The following is a 1,321-nucleotide window of genomic DNA, read 5'->3' on the forward strand; positions in this document are numbered from 1 at the left end:
CTCAAACCCCGCGACTGGACACGCGCCGACACCGACGGCATCGCCCCCCTCATCACCCGCCTCAACACCGTCCGGCGCTGCCATCCCGCGCTCCGGCAGCTGCGCAACCTGCGCTTCCACCACACGGACAACGACTCCGTCATCGCCTACAGCAAGCGCACCGGGTCGGACACGGTGCTGGTGGTCGTCAACCTCGATCCGCACCACACCCAGGAGGCCACGGTCTCGTTGGACATGCCGCAACTCGGCCTGGACTGGAACGCCGTCCTGTCCGTGCAGGACGAACTGACGGGTGAGACCTACTCATGGGGCAGGACCAACTTCGTGCGCCTCGTCCCCGGCCGGACGCCGGCGCATGTGCTCCAGGTAGGGCGGCCGACACCAGCGAACGGAGGGCCCAGCGCGTCATGACTGTCAACGACCCCGTCCCGGACACCTTCGAGGACACCCCCGCCAAGGACCGGGATCCGGACTGGTTCAAACGCGCCGTCTTCTACGAGGTCCTGGTCCGCTCCTTCCAGGACAGCGACGGCGACGGCATCGGCGACCTCAAGGGCCTGACCGCCAAGCTCGACTATCTGCAGTGGCTCGGCGTCGACTGCCTCTGGCTGCCGCCCTTCTTCAAGTCCCCGCTGCGGGACGGCGGTTACGACGTCTCCGACTACACCGCCGTACTCCCCGAGTTCGGTGACCTCGCCGACTTCGTGGAGTTCGTCGACGCCGCCCACCAGCACGGCATGCGCGTCATCATCGACTTCGTCGTCAACCACACCAGCGACCAGCACCCGTGGTTCCAGGAGTCCCGGAAGAACCCGGACGGGCCGTACGGGGACTTCTACATGTGGGCCGACGACGACAAGCAGTACCAGGACGCGCGGATCATCTTCGTCGACACCGAGGTCTCCAACTGGACCTTCGATCCCGTGCGCGGCCAGTACTACTTCCACCGTTTCTTCTCGCACCAGCCGGACCTCAACTACGAGAACCCGGCGGTGCAGGAGGAGGTGCTGGCGGCGCTCCGGTTCTGGCTGGACCTGGGCATCGACGGCTTCCGGCTGGACGCGGTGCCCTATCTGTACGCGCAGGAGGGCACCAACTGCGAGAACCTGCCGCCCACCCACGAGTTCCTGAGGCGGGTCCGCCGCGAGATCGACGCCATGTTCCCGGACACCGTGCTGCTGGCCGAGGCCAACCAGTGGCCGGAGGACGTCGTCGACTACTTCGGCGCCTACGACAAGGGGGGCGACGAGTGCCACATGGCGTTCCACTTCCCCGTCATGCCGCGGATCTTCATGGCCGTGCGCCGGGAATCCCGCTACCC

2 protein-coding genes are annotated in these 1,321 nt (G+C 66.9%); both read left to right on the forward strand.

Annotation, left to right across the window (positions count from 1 at the left end):
• On the forward strand, positions 1-411 hold a 411-nt coding region (locus KVT45_RS54955), incomplete at its 5' end, for an alpha-glucosidase C-terminal domain-containing protein (protein WP_217562629.1).
• A partial coding sequence (locus KVT45_RS54960; protein ID WP_254648757.1) for an alpha-amylase family glycosyl hydrolase occupies positions 408-1,321 on the forward strand: 914 nt, incomplete at its 3' end. The genes KVT45_RS54955 and KVT45_RS54960, both read left to right, overlap by 4 nt.

The organism is Streptomyces sp. GbtcB6 (genome assembly GCF_019091475.1).
GTDB classification, from domain to species: Bacteria; Actinomycetota; Actinomycetes; order Streptomycetales; family Streptomycetaceae; genus Streptomyces; species Streptomyces hyaluromycini.